The organism is Streptomyces sp. NPDC006393, assembly GCF_040628575.1.
Taxonomy (GTDB): domain Bacteria; phylum Actinomycetota; class Actinomycetes; order Streptomycetales; family Streptomycetaceae; genus Streptomyces.
The window spans coordinates 1-20605 of sequence record NZ_JBEXZD010000136.1 but is presented as its reverse complement, the minus strand read 5'-3'; the positions used below and the strand labels follow the sequence as shown (position 1 = coordinate 20605).

General features: G+C 72.0%; 17 protein-coding genes. 12 read left to right on the top strand and 5 right to left on the bottom strand.

Going from position 1 to position 20605, the window contains the following annotated elements:
• Positions 1-121: 121 nt before the first annotated feature.
• The gene (locus ABZ484_RS34515; RefSeq protein WP_358869909.1) at positions 122-3142 is read right to left on the bottom strand and encodes a bifunctional [glutamine synthetase] adenylyltransferase/[glutamine synthetase]-adenylyl-L-tyrosine phosphorylase; all 3021 of its coding nucleotides are present in this window, start codon (positions 3140-3142) and stop codon (positions 122-124) included.
• A 137-nt stretch (positions 3143-3279) separates the two neighbouring features.
• Between ABZ484_RS34515 and ABZ484_RS34510 the strand changes: the two genes are divergently transcribed.
• Together ABZ484_RS34510 and ABZ484_RS34505 are read left to right on the top strand one after the other, a co-directional pair.
• Complete coding sequence (locus ABZ484_RS34510; RefSeq protein WP_358869908.1) at positions 3280-3522, top strand: type II toxin-antitoxin system prevent-host-death family antitoxin; 243 nt, start codon at positions 3280-3282, stop codon at positions 3520-3522.
• Positions 3519-3968, top strand: coding sequence for a PIN domain-containing protein (locus tag ABZ484_RS34505; RefSeq protein WP_358869907.1), 450 nt, complete (start codon positions 3519-3521; stop codon positions 3966-3968). Before ABZ484_RS34510 ends, ABZ484_RS34505 begins: the two co-directional genes overlap by 4 nt.
• A gap of 83 nt (positions 3969-4051) precedes the next feature.
• On the opposite strand, the gene ABZ484_RS34500 is transcribed toward ABZ484_RS34505, so the two are convergent.
• Positions 4052-5413 carry a glutamine synthetase family protein gene (locus ABZ484_RS34500; RefSeq protein ID WP_358869906.1) on the bottom strand — a complete coding sequence of 454 codons (1362 nt, stop codon included), beginning with the start codon at positions 5411-5413 and terminating at the stop codon, positions 4052-4054.
• A gap of 353 nt (positions 5414-5766) precedes the next feature.
• On the opposite strand from ABZ484_RS34500, the gene ABZ484_RS34495 reads away from it, so the two are divergent.
• Positions 5767-6957 carry a globin domain-containing protein gene (locus tag ABZ484_RS34495; RefSeq protein ID WP_358869905.1) on the top strand — a complete coding sequence of 397 codons (1191 nt, stop codon included), beginning with the start codon at positions 5767-5769 and terminating at the stop codon, positions 6955-6957.
• Positions 6958-7104: 147 nt separating this feature from the next.
• On the opposite strand, the gene ABZ484_RS34490 is transcribed toward ABZ484_RS34495, so the two are convergent.
• Positions 7105-7548, bottom strand: a complete 444-nt coding sequence (locus ABZ484_RS34490; RefSeq protein WP_358869904.1) for an Rrf2 family transcriptional regulator — start codon at positions 7546-7548, stop codon at positions 7105-7107.
• A 126-nt stretch (positions 7549-7674) separates the two neighbouring features.
• On the opposite strand from ABZ484_RS34490, the gene ABZ484_RS34485 reads away from it, so the two are divergent.
• From ABZ484_RS34485 to ABZ484_RS34475, 3 genes are all read left to right on the top strand, one after another.
• Complete coding sequence (locus tag ABZ484_RS34485) at positions 7675-8391, top strand: DUF3105 domain-containing protein (protein WP_358869903.1); 717 nt, start codon at positions 7675-7677, stop codon at positions 8389-8391.
• Positions 8388-9026 (top strand): DUF305 domain-containing protein, encoded by a 639-nt coding sequence (locus tag ABZ484_RS34480; protein ID WP_358869902.1) that lies wholly within the window; start codon positions 8388-8390, stop codon positions 9024-9026. Before ABZ484_RS34485 ends, ABZ484_RS34480 begins: the two co-directional genes overlap by 4 nt.
• Positions 9027-9330: 304 nt before the next feature.
• Entirely contained in the window at positions 9331-11271 is a 1941-nt protein-coding gene (locus ABZ484_RS34475) for a S53 family peptidase (protein WP_358869901.1), read from the top strand.
• Positions 11272-11477: 206 nt separating this feature from the next.
• Here ABZ484_RS34475 and ABZ484_RS34470 read toward each other — a convergent pair whose 3' ends face one another.
• Positions 11478-12362 (bottom strand): alpha/beta hydrolase, encoded by an 885-nt coding sequence (locus ABZ484_RS34470; RefSeq protein WP_358869900.1) that lies wholly within the window; start codon positions 12360-12362, stop codon positions 11478-11480.
• A 161-nt stretch (positions 12363-12523) separates the two neighbouring features.
• On the opposite strand from ABZ484_RS34470, the gene ABZ484_RS34465 reads away from it, so the two are divergent.
• Complete coding sequence (locus tag ABZ484_RS34465) at positions 12524-14278, top strand: NAD+ synthase (protein ID WP_358869899.1); 1755 nt, start codon at positions 12524-12526, stop codon at positions 14276-14278.
• 113 nt (positions 14279-14391) lie between these two features.
• Here ABZ484_RS34465 and panB read toward each other — a convergent pair whose 3' ends face one another.
• On the bottom strand, positions 14392-15267 hold the full coding sequence (panB, locus tag ABZ484_RS34460) for a 3-methyl-2-oxobutanoate hydroxymethyltransferase (protein WP_358869898.1): 876 nt from the start codon (positions 15265-15267) through the stop codon (positions 14392-14394).
• A gap of 219 nt (positions 15268-15486) precedes the next feature.
• Here panB and ABZ484_RS34455 point away from each other — a divergent pair, with 219 nt between their 5' ends.
• The 5 genes from ABZ484_RS34455 to ABZ484_RS34435 form a co-directional block, all read left to right on the top strand.
• Positions 15487-17076: an MFS transporter gene (locus ABZ484_RS34455; RefSeq protein WP_358869897.1), complete on the top strand. Its 1590-nt coding sequence runs from the start codon at positions 15487-15489 to the stop codon at positions 17074-17076.
• Between the two features lie 114 nt (positions 17077-17190).
• A complete protein-coding gene (locus ABZ484_RS34450) occupies positions 17191-17823 on the top strand; it encodes a TetR/AcrR family transcriptional regulator (RefSeq protein WP_358869896.1) in 633 nt (210 codons plus the stop codon).
• Positions 17824-17997: 174 nt separating this feature from the next.
• Complete coding sequence (locus tag ABZ484_RS34445; RefSeq protein ID WP_358869895.1) at positions 17998-19056, top strand: endonuclease/exonuclease/phosphatase family protein; 1059 nt, start codon at positions 17998-18000, stop codon at positions 19054-19056.
• Positions 19057-19147: 91 nt separating this feature from the next.
• Entirely contained in the window at positions 19148-20374 is a 1227-nt protein-coding gene (locus ABZ484_RS34440; RefSeq protein ID WP_358869894.1) for an MFS transporter, read from the top strand.
• A 40-nt stretch (positions 20375-20414) separates the two neighbouring features.
• Positions 20415-20605, top strand: a 191-nt coding sequence (locus ABZ484_RS34435) for a hypothetical protein (RefSeq protein ID WP_358869893.1), incomplete at its 3' end; no start/stop codon positions are given.

Sequence of the window (20605 nt, the reverse complement as noted above, 5' to 3'; positions counted from 1 at the left end):
CCACCCCACTCCTCCGGGCCGTATGTCCGTGTGCGGCGGGCCGACCCCACCCCCACACCCCCGACCCACCCACACACAGCAGGCGCCCCCACCCATGCCGTAAGCGCCTCACCCTGCACCCTTACATCTCGTAGAACAGCTCCTCCACAACCCCCCGAGCCCGCCGCGCCGTCCGCCGGTACGCGTCGAGCATGTCGCCCACATGCCCCGGCCCGTACCCGAGGTACCGCCCCACCGCCGCCAGCTCCCGCGGCTCCGAGGGAAACGTGTCCCCCGCCCGCCCCCGCACCAGCATCACCGCGTTCCGCACCCGCGTAGCCAGCACCCACGCCTCGTCCAGCGTCGCGGCGTCCTCCTCCGACACCAGCCCGGCCCCCCGCGCCGCCGCCAGCGCCTCCCGCGTCCGGGTCGTCCGCAGCCCCGCCACCTCGTCCCCGTGCCGCATCTGGAGCAGCTGCACCGTCCACTCCACGTCCGACAGCCCACCCGGCCCCAGCTTGGTGTGCAGCTTCGGATCGGCCCCGCGCGGCAGCCGCTCCGCCTCCATCCGCGCCTTCAGCCGCCGGATCTCCCGGACCGCGTCCTCCCCGAGCCCGCCCCGCGGATACCGCAGCGGATCGATCAACTCCATGAACCGCCGCCCGAGATCCTCGTCCCCCGCCACCGGCTCCGCCCGCAGCAGCGCCTGCGACTCCCACACCAGCGACCACCGCCGGTAGTACGCCTCGTACGACGTCAGCGTGCGCACCAGCGGCCCCGACTTCCCCTCGGGCCGCAGATCCGCGTCGACCAGCAGCGGCGGGTCGGCGCTCGGGATCTGCAGCAGCCGCCGCATCTCGGCCACCACCCGGTTCGCCGCCTGCGCGGCCTCCCGCTCGTCCACCCCCTCGCGGGGTTCGTGCACGAACAGCACGTCCGCGTCCGACCCGTAGCCCAGCTCGTGCCCCCCGAACCGCCCCATGCCGATGACGGTGAACCGGGTGGGCAGCGTGTCCCCCCACCCTCCGCGCACCACCGCGCGCAAGGTCCCCGCCAGCGTCGCCGCGGTCAGGTCGGACACGGCGCCGCCGACGAGGTCCACGAGCGCGCCCTGGTCGGCCTCGACGGGCTGGGCCTCGGTGCCGTAGGAACCGACGATGTCGGCGGCGGACGTACGGAACAGCTCCCGCCGCCGCACCCCGCGCGCCGCCGTGACCCCCTGCTCGGCGCTCTCGGCGCGGCCGACGGCCGCCAGGACCTCCTGCTCCAGCTGGGCCCGTCCGCGTGGTTCCAGCCCGCCGCCGTCACCGCCCCCGTCGCCGAGCAGCGCCACCGCCTCCGGCGCCCGCATCAGCAGGTCGGGGGCGAGCCGCCCGGCCGACAGCACGCGGGCGAGGTTCTCCGCCGCGGCCCCTTCGTCCCGCAGCAACCGCAGGTACCAGGGCGTCTTGCCGAGCGCGTCGGAGACCTTGCGGAAGTTCAGCAGCCCGGCGTCCGGATCGGCGGAGTCCGCGAACCAGCCCAGCAGCACGGGCAGCAGGGTGCGCTGGATGGCCGCCTTCCGCGTGACGCCCGACGCCAGCGCCTCCAGGTGCCGCAGCGCCGCCGCGGGGTCGGCGTAGCCGAGCGCGACCAGCCGCTCCCGGGCCGCCTCGGGGCTCAACCGCGCCTCGCCGGGCGCGAGTTGGGCGACGGCGTCGAGCAGCGGCCGGTAGAAGAGCTTTTCGTGCAGCCGCCGTACGACGCCGTTGTGCCGCTTCCACTCGCGGGTGAGTTCGGCGACGGGGTCGGCGCGCAGCCCCATGGACCGGCCCAGGCGGCGCAGGTCGGCCTCGTCCTCGGGCAGAAGGTGGGTGCGGCGCAGCCGGAAGAGCTGGATGCGGTGTTCCAGCAGGCGCAGGAAGCGGTAGGACTCGCCGAGCTGCACGGCGTCCTCGCGGCCGACGTAGCCGCCCGCGGCGAGGGCGAGCAGCGCGTCCAGCGTGGTCCCGCTCCGCAGCGAGGCGTCCGTCCGCCCGTGCACCAGTTGCAGCAGCTGAACGGCGAACTCCACGTCCCGCAGGCCGCCCGGACCGAGTTTGAGCTCGCGTTCGACCTCGGAGACGGGAATGTTCTCCACGACCCGGCGGCGCATCTTCTGCACGTCGGCGACGAAGTTCTCCCGCTCGGCGGCCTGCCAGACCAGCGGGTCGAGGGCGGCGACGTACCGCGCGCCGAGTTCGGCGTCCCCGGCGACCGGCCGGGCCTTGAGCAGCGCCTGGAACTCCCAGGTCTTGGCCCAACGCTGGTAGTAGGCGACATGGCTGCTCAGCGTGCGCACCAGCGGACCGTTCCTGCCCTCGGGCCGCAGGTTGGCGTCGACGGGCCAGATGGAGCCCTCCACCGTGGTCTCGGAGCAGATCCGCATCATGTGCGAGGCGAGCCGGGTGGCGGCGCGCAGGGCCGCCTGCTCGTCCCCGCCCTCGACGGCCTCGACGGCCTCGCCTGCCTCTCCGACGAAGATGACGTCGACGTCGGAGACGTAGTTCAGCTCGTGCCCGCCGCACTTGCCCATCGCGATCACCGCGAGCCGGCACAGCGCGGCGTCCTCGGGCGCGGCGGCGCAGGCGATGCGGAGCGCGGCGCGCAGGGTGGCGGTGGCGAGGTCGGCGAGCTCGGCGGCGGTCTCGGCGACGCCGGTGGTGCCGCACACGTCGCGGGCGGCGATGGACAGCAGGCAGCGGCGGTAGGCGACGCGCAGCGAGACGGGGTCCTCGGCCTCGGCCAGGCCCCGCTCGAACTCCTCCAGGCCGGGGTGCAGGTCCCGCGGCTCGTAGGTGACGAGAGCCTGCCAGTCGCCGGCGTGCCGGGCGAGGTGGTCGCCGAGCGCGGCGGACGCGCCGAGCACGCCGAGCAGCCGGTCGCGCAGCGGTTTGGCCGCTATCAGCGTGTCGAGCAGTTCCCGCCGGGCGGTCGGGGAGGGCTGGGCCTCAAGCAGCCGTACCAGCCCGCGCAGCGCCAGGTCCGGGTCGGCGGTCGCGCCCAGCGCCTCCAGCAGGACCGGGTCGTTCCTTATCGGCGCCAGCTCGGGGCCGTCCAGCAGCCGCTCGGCGGCGGAGGCCTCGGTGAAGCCGTGCCGCAGCAGCCGCGTGAAGGTACTGCTCCTGCGCCCCGGCGCCGTCATCCCGGCCTCCCATTGGATCAGGTCCTCGGACCAAGGTCGTCCTGGCCAGAGCCTAACGGCAGCGCCGGGAGACGCCCACACCTCACAGAGCGTCGAGGCGAACGCGCCCCGCAGCCGACCGTAGTAACATGTACTACATGGAGGCCACAGCCCGCGAATTCAATCAGAGGTCTTCCCAGATCCTCGCCGCGGCGGCGCGCGGGGAGACGGTCACGGTCACGAAGAACGGCGTCGCCGTCGCGCGCGTCGTGCCGATCACCGGCGACGACATCCCCCCGTACCCCACCGACCCCATGGGGGACCTCGACCTTCCCGAGCTGGGACTGCCCGATCTCGACGACGAGGAGATCGAGGACACGCTCAGGGGGATGGGGTCGTGAGCGTCATCGCCATCGCCGACGCCAACGCGCTGTACCGGCTGCTGGATCCGAGGCTGACCGGCCACGAGGCGCACCGGAAAGCCCTGGCCTCGATCAGCCACCTCGTCATCTCCCCCATGGTTCTGGCTGAACTGGACTACCTCGTCGCCACGAGGGCCGGAGCCGAGAAGGCCGTCCTGGCGGCGCGGTTCGTGGAGCGCAACGTGTCCACCCGCCGCTTCGAAGTGCCGGCTGTCAGCGCTCACCTGAGTGCCGCGATCGCCGTAGCGGAGGGATGCAGGGACGCGGACGGAGGCAAGGGCATCGGACTGACCGATGCGATGAACGTCGCCCTCGCCGCGGCCTACCGCACCGAGGTGATGTTCACCTCGGACCGGCACTTCCGTATGATCCGCCCGCTGACCGGGCACACGGCGTTCCGGCTGCTGCCCGAAGACCTGGAGTGATCCGGCACCACGACCCCGCGTCGCGCACCGAAGCCAGGGCCCGGAGTCCGCGCGCGCCGCGCCCACGGACCTGCGAGGCACCCTTACAGCACCGGCAGATGCTTCCGCAGCTCGTACGCCGTGACCTCCGAGCGGTACTCCTCCCACTCCTGCTTCTTGTTGCGCAGGAAGAAGTCGAAGACGTGTTCGCCGAGGGTCTCGGCGACCAGGTCGCTGTTCTCCATGAGGGACAGGGCCTCGCCGAGGTTCTGCGGGAGGGGTTCGATGCCCATCGCGCGGCGCTCGGCGTTGGACAGGGCCCAGACGTCGTCCTCGGCGCCGGGCGGGAGCTCGTAGCCCTCCTCGATGCCCTTCAGGCCCGAGGCGAGCAGGACGGCGTAGGCCAGGTAGGGGTTGGCGCCGGAGTCGAGCGAGCGGACCTCGACCCGGGCCGAGCCGGTCTTGCCGGGCTTGTACATCGGGACGCGGACCAGGGCCGAGCGGTTGTTGTGGCCCCAGCAGATGTAGCTGGGGGCCTCGCCGCCGGCGCCCGCGGTGCGCTCGGAGCCGCCCCAGATGCGCTTGTAGGAGTTGACCCACTGGTTGGTGACCGCGGAGATCTCGGCGGCGTGGCGGAGGAGGCCCGCGATGAAGGAGCGACCGACCTTGGAGAGCTGGTACTCGGCGCCCGACTCGTAGAACGCGTTGCGGTCGCCCTCGAAGAGGGACAGGTGCGAGTGCATGCCGGAGCCGGGGAACTCCGAGAACGGCTTCGGCATGAAGGTCGCCTGGAGGCCCTGCTCCAGCGCCACCTGCTTCATGACCAGGCGGAACGTCATGATGTTGTCCGCCGTGGACAGGGCGTCGGCGTAGCGCAGGTCGATCTCCTGCTGGCCGGGCGCGCCCTCGTGGTGGGAGAACTCCACCGAGATGCCCATCGACTCCAGCATGGTGATCGCCTGGCGGCGGAAGTCCATGCCGATGGCCTGCGGGGTGTGGTCGAAGTAGCCGGAGTTGTCGGCGGGGGTCGGACGGGAGCCGTCCAGCGGGCGGTCCTTCAGCAGGAAGAACTCGATCTCCGGGTGGGTGTAGAAGGTGAAGCCCAGATCGGAGGTGCGGGCCAGGGCGCGCTTGAGGACGTAGCGGGGGTCCGCGAAGGACGGGGAGCCGTCCGGCATCAGGATGTCGCAGAACATGCGGGCGGTGCCGGGGGCCTCGGCGCGCCAGGGCAGGATCTGGAACGTGGACGGGTCGGGCTTGGCGATCATGTCGGACTCGTAGACCCGGGCGAAGCCCTCGATGGCGGAGCCGTCGAAGCCGATGCCCTCGTCGAAGGCCTGTTCCAGCTCGGCGGGCGCCACGGCCACGGACTTCAGGAAGCCCAGCACGTCCGTGAACCACAGGCGTACGAACCGGATGTCGCGCTCCTCCAACGTACGGAGCACGAACTCCTGCTGCTTGTCCATCTTCCGCTTCCCCATCCTTGCTGGTCAGGCCGCCTGTGTCCGTACGTCGGCACGGGAGGCGGTCGGGCACCCAGGGCATCACACCACATCACCGTTTCACACGCGTTTCGCGGCTTGATCGCCCGGCTGTCGCCGGTCCGAACGCCTCGCGTACGGCGGGTGCGCGGCGGGCGTGCTGCCCTGCGCCCATCTTGCCCCCTGAGCAGCACTTCCGTAACGGCCGAGGCCCTGCCCGGGTGAGCGAGATGTGGAGGAAACGTGAGCGAAACCACGCCCGTTTAATTTGCATCTCAAATGCAAGTTTCCTTAGCGTTTCGATCAGACGAGCGATCGAGCCTTCGAGGAGTTCCACGATGCTGTCCGAACAGTCCGCAGCCACCGTCCGCGCCACCCTCCCCGCCGTCGGCGCGGCCATCGGCGAGATCACCGAGCGCTTCTACGGCAAGCTGTTCGACGCCCACCCCGAACTCCTGCGCGACCTGTTCAACCGCGGCAACCAGGCCTCGGGCGCCCAGAAGCAGGCCCTGGCCGGCTCCATCGCCGCCTTCGCCACGTACCTGGTGAACAACCCCGACCAGCGTCCCGACGTGATGCTGCACCGCATCGCCCACAAGCACGCCTCGCTGGGCATCGTCCCGGAGCAGTACCCGATCGTCCACGAGCACCTGTTCGCCGCCATCGCCGAGGTGCTCGGCGACGCGGTCACCGAGGAGGTCGCCGCCGCCTGGACCGAGGTCTACTGGCTGATGGCCAACGCCCTGATCGCGATCGAGAAGCGGCTGTACGCGCAGAGCGAGCAGACCGGCTGGCGCGAGTGGAAGGTCGTCGAGCGGGTCGAGGAGACCGACGACGTGGCCACCTTCAAGCTGCGCCCGGTCGACGACGGCCCGGTCCCCGGCTACCGCGCCGGCCAGTACGTCTCGGTCGGCGTCACGCTCGCCGACGGCGCCCGGCAGATACGCCAGTACAGCCTGACCGCGGCCCCCGGCTCGCCGGAGCGGCAGTTCGCGGTCAAGCGGGTCACCGGCGCCGCGCCCGCCCCCGACGGCGAGGTCTCCAACCACCTGCACGCCCACGTGCGCGAGGGCGACGTCCTCCAGCTGTCCGCCCCGTACGGCGACCTCGTCCTGGAGGACACCGGCGCGCCGCTGCTGCTCGCCTCCGCGGGCATCGGCGTCACCCCGATGATCGCCATGCTGGAGCAGCTCGCCCTGGCCGGCCACGGCGCCCCGGTGACCGCGGTGCACGCCGACCGCTCCCCCGCCTCGCACGCGCTGCGCACCGACCACGCGGCGTACGCGGCCAAGCTGCCCCGGGCGGAGACGGTCTTCTTCTACGAGCAGGACGCCGAGGGTTACGGGCGGCCCGGCCTGGTGGACCTCGCCGGCGTCGAGGTGGCGCCCGGCACGCAGGCCTACCTGTGCGGTCCGCTGCCCTTCATGCGGGCGGTGCGCGAGCAGCTCATCGCCAAGGGCGTGGCCCCGGCCGACATCCACTACGAGGTCTTCGGCCCCGACCTGTGGCTGGTCCAGGCCGCGGCCTGAGCGAAGCGAAACCGGAAGGGCCGGCCGGGGCGGTGCACACCGCCCCGGCCGGCCCTTGCGCGTTCCGGACACGTTCCGTGCACGCCGTGCACGATCCGTCGCGCCTTCCCTTGCGCGTTCCCCGTTCCCGGCCCGGGTCCGCAGCGCTCAGGCGGGACGCCGTGTGCTCGGCAGTCCCAGCAGCAGCGGGCCGGTCGGGGCCGCGACCATGTCGTCGACCGTGAGCGGGTCGAGCGCGGCGTAGAACGCCTCCTGGGCCCGGCGCAGGGCGCCGCGCAGGCGGCAGTCGGAGTTCAGCGGGCAGGGCGCGGCGCCCTCGCAGTCGGCGACGTCGCCCTCGCCCTCCAGGTCCCGCACGATCGCGCCGACCGAGGCGACGCGGCCGGCCTCGGTGAGGCTGAGCCCGCCGCCCCGGCCGCGGCGGGTCTCGAGCAGCCCGCGGTGCTGGAGTTCGGCGACGACCTTCGCGGCATGCGTGTACGGCACGTTCATGTCCGCAGCGACCTCCCGGGTCGTGGGGGTCGACTCGCCTGCCACGGCGAGTCGCATCAGAACGCGCAGCGCCATGTCGGTGGAGCGCAGCAGCCGCATACGGCCAGCGTAGGGTAATCGGAATCTGCGCTTCAACTATTCGCGGTCTCCCGCCGTCCCACCGGCCCCACTACCATCGGCACGTTCTCCCCACCCGACCGTCCCCTGACCGAAGGACGCACACCCATGGGTTCCGCCAGCACCGGCAAGACCAGCGCCGACGGGCGCAAGGCACATGTGCAGGAGTTGCGCCGCGCCGAGCGGGCCCGGGAGCTCCGGAGGCGGATCCTGGTGATCACGGCGAGCGTGGTGGCCGTCGCGGGCCTCGTCGTCGGCGGCGTGGTCTTCGTCCAGTCGCGCTCCGACGACAAGTCGGCCGACGCGGCCACCGAGGCCAAGGCGGCCCAGGACGGCAAGGCGGGCGGCAAGGTGGGCAAGGACGGTGCGGGCCACTTCGTGACGGGCACGGACGGGGTGCGGACCTGGACGGGCGAGCTGTCCCGCAACCACGTCACCACGCCGGTCGCGTACCCGATGCACCCGCCCGTGGGCGGCGACCACAACCCGGTCTGGCTGAACTGCAACGGCGACGTCTACACCGAGCCGGTCAAGGACGAGAACGCCGTGCACGCGCTGGAGCACGGCGCGGTCTGGGTGACGTACACCGGCAAGGCGGCCGAGTCGGACGTGGCGGCGCTCGCGGCCAAGGTGAAGAAGACGCCGTACACGCTGATGAGTCCGTACGAGAACCAGCAGGCTCCGCTGATGCTCTCGGCGTGGGGCCACCAGCTCACCGTGAAGAGCGCCTCGGACCCGGCCGTGGACAAGTTCTTCGCGACCTATGTGCAGGGCTCGCAGACGCCCGAGCCGGGTGCCTCGTGCACCGGCGGAGTGATGAAGTGAGCAGGTACGTCGGCTGGATCGCGGGCGCCGCCGCGACCGCGCTGGTCGCGGCGGGGGCGATCACCTACGCGGTCGCCGAGGACGGTGCCGGCTCCGGTACGAACCGGACGGCCACGCCCTCCGCCGACTCCGCGGACGCCGGTTTCGCCCGGGACATGGCGGTCCACCACCAGCAGGCCGTCGAGATGTCGTTCATCGTGCGCGACCGCACGACCGACCCCGACGTGCGCCGTCTCGCCTACGACATCGCCCAGACGCAGGCCAACCAGCGGGGCATGCTCCTGGGCTGGCTCGACCTGTGGGGGCTGCCGAAGGTGTCGGCGGATCCGCCGATGACCTGGATGGGCATGGGGGACATGGCCGCCGGCAAGGACGGCGCGCTGATGCCGGGCATGGCCACCAACACGCAGCTGAAGAAGCTGGGCGAACTGAGCGGCAGGCGGGCCGAGGTCTTCTACCTCCAGTTGATGACGGCCCATCACAAGGGCGGCATCCACATGGCCGAGGGGTGTGTCGCCCGGTGCACGGTGGGCGTGGAGAAGAGGCTGGCGCAGGGCATGGTGGACGCGCAGCGGTCCGAGATCCGGCTCATGGCCGACATGCTCGAGAAGCGCGGCGCGGCGCCCGGTTCCTGACGGCACCGCGCCCGTTTCCTGACACACGCGCACCACGGCTCCCGTATCCACCGGAACGTGACACCCGCCCACCGGAATCCGGGGAGCAAAACGCGCAATTCGGCCGTAACTCCCCGCACCTGACGGTTCCTTGGGTTTCTCTTGGCTTGCCCATTCCCCTGGCATGCACGGTTCATCGGGAAGAGTGGCCCTCGATCGTGTGATCCATTCACGGGCGTGGGCCGAACCGCCGCGGCCCCCGCGCGGATCACGCGAGAACCAAGCACTCAGTGCGTGACATGCGATCCGCATCGCAGGGGGTTCTATGAGATCCAACCGCGCCACCGTGCGCGCCGGGGTGAGTATGGCGGCGACGCTGCCGATGCTCGCCGGTGCGCTGGCGCTCGGCATACCCGCGGCGCACGCCGCGGATCACTCGGGCCGAGGCGCCCTCGCGGGCACCAAGCCCGCGTGGGCCACGGCCAAGGCGGACAAGGGCGCCACCTCGAACGGCGCCCAGGTGAACGCCCGGGTGTACCTGGCCGGCCGGGACGCCGCCGGCCTCGCCGCGTACGCCAAGGCGGTCGCCGACCCGTCCTCGCCCATGTACGGCAAGTACCTGAGCGCCAAGCAGACGCAGGCGCGCTTCGGCGCGACCAAGGCCCAGGTGGCCGCCGTGAAGTCGTGGCTGAAGTCGGCGGGCCTGACGGTCACTTCCGTCACCCCGCACTACGTCGCGGTCTCCGGTGACGTCGCCGCCGCCGAGAAGGCGTTCGGCACCCAGCTGCACAACTTCGCCAAGGGCTCCAAGACCTACCGTGCGCCGGCCCAGGCGGCCTCGGTGCCCGAGGGCCTGAAGGGCGCCGTCCTGACCGTCACCGGCCTGGACAACGCCCCGCACAAGGCGAACCACAAGGACCAGCTGCCGCCGCCGGACGCGGTGTTCAAGAACGCCGGGCCGTTCTCCTCGTACTACGGCTCGAACACGGCGAGCACCCTGCCGTCCGCCTACGGCCAGAAGATCCCGTACGCCGTCCAGGGCTACACGGGCAAGCAGCTGCGGGCCGCCTACGGCGCCGGCACCTACACCGGCAAGGGCGTCCGGATCGCGATCACCGACGCGTACGCCTCGCCGACCATCGCCTTCGACGCGGCGAACTACGCGAAGAAGCACGGTGACGCGGCCTGGAAGACGGGCCAGCTGCACCAGGTCCTGCCGAAGAACTACACCAAGACCGAGGAGTGCGGGGCCGCGGGCTGGTACGGCGAGGAGACCCTCGACGTCGAGGCCGTGCACGCGGTCGCGCCCAACGCCGACGTCACCTACGTGGGCGCCTCGTCCTGCTACGACGACGACCTGCTGGACTCGCTCAGCAAGATCGTCGACAACCACCTGGCCGACATCGTCTCCAACTCGTGGGGCGACATCGAGGCCAACCAGACGCCGGACCTGGCCGCAGCCTACGACCAGGTGTTCCAGTTCGGCGCGGTGGAGGGCATCGGCTTCTACTTCTCCTCCGGTGACAACGGCGACGAGGTCGCCAACACCGGCACGAAGCAGGTCGACACCCCGGCCAACTCGGCGTGGGTGACCGCGGTCGGCGGCACCTCGCTGGCCGTCGGCAAGAACAACACGTACCTGTGGGAGACCGGCTGGGGCACCGACAAGGCCACCCTGTCGGCGGACGGCAAGAGCTGGACGGACTTCCCGGGCGCCTACACCTCCGGTGCGGGCGGCGGCACCAGCAAGACCGTGCCGCAGCCGTACTACCAGAAGGGCGTCGTCCCGAAGGCGCTGGCCACGGCCAACAACGCCGAGGGCAACCGCGTCGTCCCGGACATCGCGGCGATCGCCGACCCGAACACCGGTTTCCTGGTCGGCCAGACGCAGACCTTCCCCGACGGGTCGCAGCAGTACAGCGAGTACCGCATCGGCGGCACCTCGCTGGCCGCGCCGGTCATCGCGGCCGTGCAGGCCCTCGCCCAGGAGGCCCGCGGCGGCAAGGCGATCGGCTTCGCCAACCCGACGATCTACTCGAAGTACGGCTCGAAGCTGTACCACGACGTGGTGGACCAGCCGACCGGCAAGGAACTGGCCGTCGCGCGCGTCGACTACGTCAACGGGTTCGACGCCACCGGTGGTCTGAGCGTCTCCGTCCGCAGCCTCGGCAAGGACAGCTCGCTCAAGGCCGTCAAGGGCTACGACGACGTCACCGGCGTGGGCTCCCCCGCGAACGGCTACGTCAACTCCTACCGTCGCCACTGACACCCGGCCACAAGCGCGCCCGCTCCTCCTCGGCGAGGGGCGGGCGCGCCCGCGTGTGCGGGGACGCCACCCACCGCGCCCGGCGGTCGCGGCCACACCCCCCTCCCCCCTGACCCGGACGACCGGGATTCCGCTTCCGCGACCGGGACCGCCCGGCACCACGGCACACGGTCCGGACCGCCCGCACCACGCCCGTCACCCCGCCGTCAGCACCCGCGCGCCCCCTCCTCCTCCGCGAGGGGCGGGCGCGTCCGTGTGCGCAGGACGGCTTCGGCAACGTCTTGCGGGTGGTCGAGCATGAGGAGGTGGCCGGAGGGGGAGCTGACGCGCAGGGTGCCGTTCAGGAGGGCGGCGAGGGCGCGCTGTCTCGCCAGCCAGCGCGCCCGCCGGTGTGCCGGGCGGCGCGGGTCGTCCGCGGCGAGCACGGTGACGGGCAGGCCGGGCGGCAGGGAGCGGCGCAGGCGCAGCGCGGCGAGGGCGACGGCCTGGTCGGTGTAGGTGGCGTTCTCGGCGAGCGCCGCGTGCAGCCAGTGGCCGGTGGAGTAGGCGCGCCGGACAGCGTCGTACGGCGCGGGGTCCTGCCCGCCCACGCGGCCCGCCCGCACGGCCGCCCGGCGCAGCGGCGGGCCGGCCACGCGGGGCAGTCCGGCCGCGCTCACGAGCGTGGCGTACGCGCGCGTGACGGTGTCGCGGACCGCACGCGCCCGGCGCGGGCGCGGGTCCTCCTCCACGCTGGAGTCGACCAGCACCAGCCCGGCGGCCCGCCCGGGGAACAGCCGGGCGAAGGCCTCCGCGTGGAAGCCGGCGAGCGAGTGCCCCACCAGCGTCACGGGCCCGTCGAGGCGCAGCGCGTCGAGGACGGCCGCGATGCGGCGCGCCTCCCCGGTGAGCGTCGGCCAGCGGCGCGTGTGCCCGCTCAGGCCGAGTCCGGGCCGGTCGAAGCGGACGACGGTGCGGTCCGCGGCCAGCAACGGCACCACGGGATCCCAGTCGAACCAGCACATCCCGAGCCCGGGGCTGAGGACGCACGGCGGCCCGCCGCCGTCGACGACCACATGGTGGACGACACCGTCGATCCCGATGAAGGTCATGACCGCCTCCGCCCGGATTCCGGTCTCCTGGGTTCCCTAGGGGCATCATGCCCCCGCGCGGGCGTGCGACGGTCCGCATCGCATGAGGGGCCCGCGTCGCGTGGGGCGGCCCACACTCCGCGCCACCCCATCGCGTCGCTCTGACGATTACACTGGGCGCCGTGCCTCAACTTCGCCTCGCCCTGAACCAGATCGACTCGCGCGTCGGTGACCTCACCGGAAACAGCGAGGCGATCGTCCGCTGGACCCGGCACTCCGCCGAGCGGGGAGCGCATCTCGTGGCGTTCCCCGAGATGGCGCTGACCGGGTATCCCGTCGAGGACCTGGCCCTCAGGTCGTCCTTCGTGGAGGCGTCCCGCGCCGCGCTGCGCGCACTGGCCGCCCGGCTCGCCGAGGAGGGCCTCGGTGAGCTTCCGGTGCTCGTCGGCTACCTGGACCGCTGCGAGACCTCCCAGCCGAAGTACGGCATGCCGGCCGGCGCGCCGCAGAACGCGGCGGCGGTTCTGCACCGCGGCGAGGTGGTGCTGAACTTCGCCAAGCACCACCTGCCGAACTACGGCGTCTTCGACGAGTTCCGCTACTTCGTGCCCGGCGACACCATGCCGGTGCTGCGCCTGCACGGTGTCGACGTCGCGCTCGCGATCTGCGAGGACCTGTGGCAGGAGGGCGGCCGCGTCCCCGCCGCGCGCACCGCCCGCGCGGGGCTGCTGCTGTCCGTCAACGCCTCCCCCTACGAGCGCGAGAAGGACGACACGCGCCTCGAACTGGTCCGCAAGCGTGCCCAGGAGGCCGGCTGCACCACCGCCTACCTCGCCATGACCGGCGGTCAGGACGAGCTGGTGTTCGACGGCGACTCGATCGTCGTCGGCGCGGACGGAGAGGTGATCGCGCGGGCGCCGCAGTTCACCGAGAACTGCGTCGTCCTCGACCTGGACCTGCCGGCCGCGGCGCCGGACGCGCCCGAGGGCGTGGTGGACGACGGGCTGCGCGTCGAGCGGGTCGTACTGTCCGAGGAGCCACTGGCGCCGTACGGGCCGGAGCACACCGGCGGTTACGCCGACCGGCTCGACGACGACGAGGAGGTCTACACGGCACTGGTCGTGGGCCTGCGGGCGTACGTGCGCAAGAACGGCTTCCGGTCCGTGCTGATCGGCCTGTCCGGCGGCATCGACTCCGCCCTCGTCGCCGCGATCGCCTGCGACGCGGTGGGCGCGGAGAACGTGTACGGCATCTCGATGCCCTCGAAGTACTCCTCGGAGCACTCCAAGGACGACGCGGCGGAGCTGGCGCGGCGCACCGGGCTGAACTTCCGCACCGTTCCGATCGCGCCGATGTTCGGGGCGTACATGGACTCCCTGGGCCTGACCGGCCTGGCGGAGGAGAACCTCCAGTCCCGGCTGCGCGGCACGCTGCTGATGGCGGTCTCCAACCAGGAGGGCCACATCGTCCTCGCCCCCGGCAACAAGTCGGAGCTGGCGGTGGGCTACTCCACGCTGTACGGCGACTCGGTGGGCGCGTACGGCCCGATCAAGGATCTGTACAAGACGTCGGTCTTCCGGCTGGCGCGGTGGCGCAACCGGGCGGCGGCCGAGCGGGGCGAGACGCCGCCGATCCCGGAGAACTCCATCACCAAGCCGCCGAGCGCGGAGCTGCGCCCCGGCCAGGTGGACACGGACTCGCTGCCGGACTACCCGGTGCTGGACGCGATCCTCGATCTCTACGTAGACCATGACAAGGGCGCCGACGAGATCATCGCGGCCGGCTACGACGGCGAGCTGGTCGTGAGGACGCTGCGCATGGTCGACACGGCCGAGTACAAGCGCCGCCAGTACCCGCCGGGCACCAAGATCTCCGCCAAGGGCTTCGGCAAGGACCGGCGCCTGCCGATCACGAACGGCTGGCGCGAGAAGGCGTAGCGGCAAGCGGGGAGGAGCCCCGGCCGACGGGGGAAGATCGGCCAGGGCTCCTCTTGGTGTTACCGCGGTGGTCCGGTGGACGCCGTGGTCTAGTGGTCTACTGGTCGAGTGGTCTAGTGGACGGAGTGCTCGTCCAGCGGGAACGTTCCGCCGACGACGTCCTCGGCGAAGGCCTTGGCCGCGTTGCCCATGACCTCGCGCAGGTCGGCGTACTTCTTGACGAACTTCGGCACGCGTCCGCCGGTCAGCCCGAGCATGTCGGTCCACACCAGGACCTGCGCGTCGGTCTCGGGGCCGGCGCCGATGCCGACCGTCGGGATGTGCAGCACCCGCGTCACCTCGGCCGCCAGCTCCGCCGGGACCAGTTCCAGCACGACCGCGAACGCGCCCGCGTCCTGCACGGACTTGGCGTCGCGCAGCAGCTGCTGGGCGGCCTCCTCGCCGCGGCCCTGGACCCGGTAGCCCATGGCGTTGACGGACTGGGGGGTCAGGCCGATGTGGGCCATGACCGGGATGCCGGACTCGACCAGCAGCCGGATCTGCTCGTGCGAGCGCTCGCCGCCCTCCAGCTTGACGGCGCCGACACCGGCCTCCTTCACCAGCCGGGTGGCCGAGCGCAGCGCCTGCACCGGGCCCTCCTGGTAGGAACCGAAGGGGAGGTCGCCGACGATCAGGGCCCGCTTGGTGCCGCGGACGACCGCGGCGGAGAGCATGGTCATCTCGTCGAGGGTGACGGGCACGGTCGTGTCGTACCCGAGGTGGCAGTTGCCCGCCGAGTCGCCGACCAGCATCACCGGGATGCCGGCTTCGTCGAAGACGGAGGCGGTCATCGCGTCGTAGGCGGTGAGCATGGGCCACTTCTCGCCGCGTTCCTTGGCGAGGGCGATGTCGCGGACGGTGATGCGGCGGGTGCCCTTCCCCCCGTACAGCGCCTTGCTGCCGTCGGAGGGGCTGTTCTGAACAGTCTGGGCAGCCGAAAGCTGCGTCATGGCAACGGCTCCTTCAGTCATCTCGAGGCGCCCTGACGGCGTCCCCGGACTCTCCCCCATGGTGGCACCTCGTGCCGTGCCCGGCCAGAGGGCCCGCGTGTGCGCAAGATCTCGGAACGTGTCGTTCAGGTCTCCCGCAAGGGCACCGGTCGTAAGATCTGAGTAAAGGATTTCCGATACGAGACGGTCTCGTATCGGAAGTGCCCTAGGCTCGACGCCATGACTACTCCTGCCGTTCCCGCCCCCCGGATACCGGAAGCGGTGCACCGCCGCCGCTGGGCGATCCTCGGCGTTCTGATGCTGAGCCTGCTGATCGTGGTGCTCGACAACTCGATCCTCAACGTCGCCATCAAGACGATCGCGACCCCGGCCCCGACGGGCCTCGGCGCCACCCAGAGCGAGATCGAGTGGGCCATCAACGCCTACACCCTGGTCTTCGCGGGCCTGCTGTTCACCGCCGGCCTGATCGGCGACCGCCTGGGCCGCAAGAAGGTCCTGCTCGGCGGACTGCTGGTGTTCGGCATCGGATCGGCCCTGGCCGCCGAGTCCGGCTCCCCCGGCCAGCTCATCGCCTTCCGCGCCCTGATGGCCCTGGGTGCCGCCTTCGTGATGCCCGCCACCCTCGCGGTGCTGATGAACGTCTTCGAACGCGAGGAGCAGCCCAAGGCCATCGGCATCTGGGCCGGCGGCGTCGGCCTCGCCATCGCCATCGGCCCGATCACCGGCGGCGCGCTGCTCGACCACTTCTGGTGGGGCTCGGTCTTCCTCATCAACGTGCCGATCGTGATCGTCGCGCTCGCCCTCATGGTGTGGCTGGTGCCCGACTCCCGCGACCCCAGCCCGGGCCGCCTCGACCCCATCGGCGTCGTCCTGTCCGTCGTCGGCCTGGTCCTGCTCGTCTACGGCATCATCAAGGGCGGTGAGCTGGCCGACTTCACCGACGCCAAGGTGCTGTCCACCATCGTCGCCGGTCTCGTCGTCCTCGCCGCGTTCATCGTCTTCGAGAAGCGCAGCGACCACCCGTCCCTGGACGTCACCTACTTCAAGAACAAGGTCTTCTCGGCCGCCATGAGCGCCATCGCGCTGGTGTTCTTCGCGCTGATGGGCGTGACGTTCTTCGGCGTCTTCTACACCCAGAGCGTGCGCGGCTACTCGCCGCTGGAGTCCGGTCTGCTGATGCTGCCGCTGGCCGCCGCGCAGATGATCTTCGCGCCGCGCGCCCGGCTGGTCGTCGACCGCTTCGGCAACAAGGCCACCACCACGGCCGGTCTGATCGTCATCGCCGCGACGCTGGCCGCCTTCGCCGGCTTCGAGGCGGACACGCCGATCTGGCTGCTGGAGGTCGTCTTCTTCCTCATGGGCACCGGCATGGCGCACATCATGACGCCGACCAGCGTGGTGATCATGCAGGCGCTGCCCCGGGAGAAGGCCGGCTCGGCGTCCGCGCTGAGCAACACCTTCCGCCAGGTCGGCGGCGCGCTCGGCATCGCCGTGCTCGGCTCGGTGCTGTCGACGGCGTACCGCGACGGCATCGAGGGCAAGCTCGGACTGCTCCCGCCCGGCCTGCGGGAGACGGCAGGCGAGTCCATCGAGGCCACCCTGGGCGTCGCCGCGAAGCTCGGCCCGCGCGGCCAGGCCCTGGTGGACCCCGCCAACGACGCCTTCCTGCACGCCATGCACGTCACCGCGCTGTGCGGGACCGTGGTCGCGCTGATCGGCGCGGTCGTGGTGGCCGTCTTCCTGCCGGGCAGGCCGACGACGCCGCAGAAGGACAAGGAGGAGCCGGAGCTGGTGGCCGCGGTGGACTGACCGCGCGGCCGACGGGGGCGGCGGACGGTCAACGGGGGCCGAGGGCCGGAGGTGCGCAGGCGCCGCCGGCCACCGGGTAGGACAATCTCCCGGTACGACGAAAGGACGTCTCAAGTGAGCCTTGCCCACAGCCAGGCCGCCTCCGCCCCCGAGGCCCCCGCGCGCGGGCGCCCCCGCAGCGAGGCGGTGGAACGCGCCATCGTCGAGGGCGTGATGAAGCTCCTGGAGGACGGCGTTCCGCTCGCCGAGCTCTCCATCGAGCGCATCGCCCGCACCGCCGGCGTCGGCAAGGCCACCATCTACCGCCGCTGGAGCGGCAAGGAGGAGCTGTTCGTCGACGTGGTGCGCGCCGCCGAGCCCGCCGACCCCGAACTGCCCGGCACCTCCATGCGCGACGACCTCGTGGCCCTCCTGGAGCAGCTGCGCCGGCGCGGCCTGGTGAGCCGCTCGTCGGCGATCCTGCACAACGTCTACGTGCAGATGAAGAGCAGTCCGAAGATCTGGTGCGCCTACCACGCCACCGTGGTCGAGCCGCGCCGCAGACTCCAGCGCGAGATCCTGCGCCGCGGGCAGGCCGACGGCGAACTGCGCGCGGACATCGACGTCGACCTGCTCAACGACATCTTCGTCGGCCCCATGCTGGTGCGCAGCATGATGCGCCCGGACGCCGACCTGCCCGAGGGGCTGTCGGAGCAGATCGTGGACACGGTGCTGGAAGGGCTACGGCCCGTCAGTTCCCGTTCCTAATGTGCGCGTTTCGTCACAGACCCCGCTTCCGGCGCCGTAACCGGAACTCCGGCCGCCGACTTGTTCGTCCTCGTGCCCGTACGGCCGTCACGGGACGGCGGAACGGAGCCGATCATCCCCTAGGGTCGTAACCCAGGGGGGAACGGTGTGCACGGCAGGCAGTGAGGCGACGGTATGGCGCAGCAGGCGTACATGACGGAGACGGACAGCGGTGGCTCGGGGCCCGAGCCCCGGCGAGACCGGCTTCGGCGCCTGGTGAACCGCGTCTTCGGCGGCTGGCGCGGCGATCCGCGGATCTGGCGCCGCGGCATCGTGCTCGCGGCCGTCGCGGTGGCGCTCGCCCTGGTGACGGCGCTGCACTCGCGCATCCCCAACCGCATCGGCAACCTCGGCAGCCTCACCGAGACCTTCCTGCCGTGGTTCGGCCTGCTGATCCCCGTCCTCCTCGTCCTGGCCCTCGTGCGCAGGTCGGCGACGGCGCTGATCGCGGTGGTGCTGCCCGCGATCGTCTGGCTCAACCTGTTCGGCGGCCTGCTCACCGCCAAGACCGGCACCGGCGGCGACCTGACGGTGGCCACGCACAACGTCAACGCCGACAACCCCGACCCGGCCGGCACCGCCCGCGAGGTGGCCTCCGCCGGCGCGGACGTGCTCGCCCTGGAGGAGCTGAAGGCGTCGGCGGTGCCGGTGTACGAGAGCGCCCTGGCCTCGACGTACAGGTACCACGCGGTGCAGGGCACGGTGGGCCTGTGGAGCAAGTACCCGCTCAGCGGGGTGCGGCCGGTGGACATCAGGCTGGGCTGGACGCGGGCCATGCGCGCCACGGTGGCCACGCCCGAGGGGCCGGTCGCGGTGTACGTCGCCCATATGCCCTCGGTGCGGGTGAAGATGAACGCCGGGTTCACCGCCGCCCAGCGCGACCAGAGCGCGGACGCGCTCGGCGAGGCGATCGCCGCCGAGCGGCAGCCGAAGGTGATCCTGCTCGGTGACCTCAACGGCACCATGAACGACCGCTCGCTCAACGCCGTCACCTCCCAGATGCGCTCCACCCAGGGCGCGGCGGGCGACGGCTTCGGCTTCAGCTGGCCGGCGTCGTTCCCGATGGCGCGGATCGACCAGATCATGGTCAGGGGCGTGGAGCCGGTGAGCTCCTGGTCGCTCCCGCGCACGGACAGCGACCACCTCCCGATCGCGGCACGTGTGAAGGTCACCACATCGGCCACCGGCTCGTAACCTGCCGGAATACCGGGCCTGAGAGAATTTGTTCCGCAGCTGAACATAATGAGTCCCACGCTGTACGGAACCCACCCTCGAAAGGCCCTTCATGCCCCTGGCGTTGCTCGCCCTGGCCATCGGCGCGTTCGGAATCGGCACGACCGAGTTCGTGATGATGGGCCTGCTGCCCGACGTGGCGGACGATCTGCACATCTCGATCCCCTCCGCGGGGCACCTGGTCTCGGCCTACGCGCTGGGCGTCGTCATCGGCGCCCCGCTGCTGGCCGCGCTCACCGCTCGGCTGCCCCGCCGGCACGTCCTGATCGGCCTGATGGCCCTGTTCGTCGCCGGCAACGCGCTGTCCGCGCTCGCCCCCGGCTACGACTCCCTCCTCGCCGCCCGCTTCCTGAGCGGTCTGCCGCACGGCGCCTTCTTCGGCGTCGGCGCGGTGGTCGCGACGGGCATGGTGCCGCCGGAGCGCAAGGCACGCTCGGTGTCCCTGATGTTCCTCGGCCTGACCGTCGCCAACGTCGCCGGCGTCCCGGTCGCCACGCTCATGGGCCAGCACCTGGGATGGCGGGCGACCTTCCTGGCGGTCAGCGCCATCGGCGTCGCGGCCATCGCCTCGCTGGCCCTGCTCCTCCCCCGCCACCCCACGCCCTCGGCCGGCCACACCCCGGCCACCGGCCTGCGCGGCGAACTGGCCGCGCTGCGCTCGCTCCCGGTCTGGCTGGCCCTGCTGACGACGGTCGCGGGCTTCGGCGCCCTCTTCGCCGCCTACAGCTACGTCACCCCGATGCTCACGGACTCCGCCGGCTACGCCGAGTCCAGCGTGACCCTCCTCCTGGCCCTGTTCGGCGTGGGCGCCACGGCAGGCAACCTGCTCGGCGGCCGCCTGGCCGACCACTCCCTGCGCCGCACCCTGTTCGGGGGCCTGTCCTCGCTGGCGGCGGTGCTCGTCCTCTTCCCGCTGCTGATGCGGTCCGAGTGGAGCGCGGCCCTGGCGGTGACCCTCCTCGGCACGGCCGCCTTCGTCACCGGCTCCCCGCTGCAGCTGATGGTCATGGAGAAGGCGTCGGCGGCCCCGTCCCTGGCCTCCTCCGCCAACCAGGCGGCCTTCAACCTGGCCAACGCGGGCGGTGCGTGGATCGGCGGCCTGTCCCTGGCGGCGGGCTTCGGAACGACGTCACCGGCGCTGGCGGGGGCCGCGCTGGCGGTGCTCGGCCTGGGGGTGGCGGCGGTCGCGTACGCGGTGGACCACCGGCGGGCCACATCGCAGCCGGGCCGCGTGATCGCAAGCCACGTACCCGAGCCGGCCGAGGCCCTCCACCGCTGAGCAACGTGGGGTTGCCGTTGGGTGGGAGCCTGGCCCGCGCATGCGGGTTGCCGCTGCGCCCACCCGTGCCGCCCTGCGGCACGACTGCCCGCAGCTCCGCGGGCACGGCACTGCCCGCAGCTACCGGGGCGCGGCGCTGCCCGCAGCCACCACGACGGCCGCAGCCGACGCAGCGCGCCACCACGGACCCGCACCCGCCCGACGGCGGGAGCGGGGTGTGGGGGTGGGGCG

Excerpts from the sequence above, each read along its gene's own strand:
- ABZ484_RS34515 (WP_358869909.1), bottom strand. The coding sequence starts at position 3,142 with ATGACGGCGCCGGGGCGCAGGAGCAGTACCTTCACGCGGCTGCTGCGG.
- ABZ484_RS34510 (WP_358869908.1), top strand. The coding sequence starts at position 3,280 with ATGGAGGCCACAGCCCGCGAATTCAATCAGAGGTCTTCCCAGATCCTC.
- ABZ484_RS34500 (WP_358869906.1), bottom strand. The coding sequence starts at position 5,413 with ATGGACAAGCAGCAGGAGTTCGTGCTCCGTACGTTGGAGGAGCGCGAC.
- ABZ484_RS34495 (WP_358869905.1), top strand. The coding sequence starts at position 5,767 with ATGCTGTCCGAACAGTCCGCAGCCACCGTCCGCGCCACCCTCCCCGCC.
- ABZ484_RS34490 (WP_358869904.1), bottom strand. The coding sequence starts at position 7,548 with ATGCGGCTGCTGCGCTCCACCGACATGGCGCTGCGCGTTCTGATGCGA.
- ABZ484_RS34485 (WP_358869903.1), top strand. The coding sequence starts at position 7,675 with ATGGGTTCCGCCAGCACCGGCAAGACCAGCGCCGACGGGCGCAAGGCA.
- ABZ484_RS34475 (WP_358869901.1), top strand. The coding sequence starts at position 9,331 with ATGAGATCCAACCGCGCCACCGTGCGCGCCGGGGTGAGTATGGCGGCG.
- ABZ484_RS34470 (WP_358869900.1), bottom strand. The coding sequence starts at position 12,362 with ATGACCTTCATCGGGATCGACGGTGTCGTCCACCATGTGGTCGTCGAC.
- panB (WP_358869898.1), bottom strand. The coding sequence starts at position 15,267 with ATGACGCAGCTTTCGGCTGCCCAGACTGTTCAGAACAGCCCCTCCGAC.
- ABZ484_RS34455 (WP_358869897.1), top strand. The coding sequence starts at position 15,487 with ATGACTACTCCTGCCGTTCCCGCCCCCCGGATACCGGAAGCGGTGCAC.
- ABZ484_RS34445 (WP_358869895.1), top strand. The coding sequence starts at position 17,998 with ATGGCGCAGCAGGCGTACATGACGGAGACGGACAGCGGTGGCTCGGGG.
- ABZ484_RS34440 (WP_358869894.1), top strand. The coding sequence starts at position 19,148 with ATGCCCCTGGCGTTGCTCGCCCTGGCCATCGGCGCGTTCGGAATCGGC.